The 854-nt window shown below is 41.6% G+C and carries 1 protein-coding gene; it reads left to right on the top strand.

Annotated elements, in window-relative coordinates; genetic code table 11:
* Positions 1-140: 140 nt before the first annotated feature.
* Positions 141-854, top strand: a 714-nt coding sequence (locus AB4493_RS22140; protein WP_372155828.1) for a viperin family antiviral radical SAM protein, incomplete at its 3' end; no start/stop codon positions are given.

The raw sequence follows: 854 nt of genomic DNA, 5'->3' as shown, positions 1-854 counted from the left end.
TTTAGGCAACAACGCCGCTCCAAACTGTCTTGAAACCCACGTCCCCTTTTTTGGGGTGAGAGGGGGGGGACTTTGCTTTTCATTTTTTCCTAGAGCTGATGTTTTCATACTTGCCTCCTGTATACATGAGGAGCAAAACAATGACAACTATCCAACCTGGTACAACAAAAGAACTAGTAATCAATTGGCACCTAACAGAAGTCTGTAATTACGGTTGTACATACTGCTTCGCAAAATGGGGACGCCCCAATGAACTACATCGTTCCGAGCAAGAAGTTGCAAAGTTACTAGATAAACTAGCTAACTACTTCATCAAAGGCACTCCAACCTTAAAAGAGGAGCTTGGTTACGAAAGTGTTCGCCTTAATTTTGCTGGCGGTGAGCCTATGATGCTAGGAGATACATTCATTACTGCTTTGATGCTGGCAAAACAAAAAGGCTTTAGTACTTCAACCATAACTAACGGACATTATTTAAGTTACGACAAACTGGCATTGCCTAAAGGTATACTGGATATGATTGGAATAAGCTTTGACAGTCAAAGCTTAAACACACGGAGAAAAATTGGAAGGAAAGACCGAAAAGGGAATTCTTTCAGCTCTGACGATCTAAAACAGGCACTAGCACGCCTGACTCAGTCCCAAGAGGGTATAAAAACAAAGATCAACACTGTCGTGAATAGTCTTAATTTCGAAGAAGATTTCTCTGAACTAATCGCCGAACTAAAACCCTACAAATGGAAAATCTTGCATGTCATGACATATGGTGATGATGAACTACTTGTTTCCAAGGCACAGTTTAACAGTTTTTTAGAAAGGCACAGTGGATTGGGGTTACCTCAGGGCGGGATCGCA

Origin of the sequence: Vibrio sp. 10N.222.55.A1 (assembly GCF_041473835.1) — a bacterium.
Taxonomy (GTDB): Bacteria; Pseudomonadota; Gammaproteobacteria; order Enterobacterales; family Vibrionaceae; genus Vibrio; species Vibrio crassostreae_C.
The sequence above is the reverse complement of the archived record's forward strand: the minus strand, read 5'-3'. Positions and strand labels throughout refer to the sequence as shown.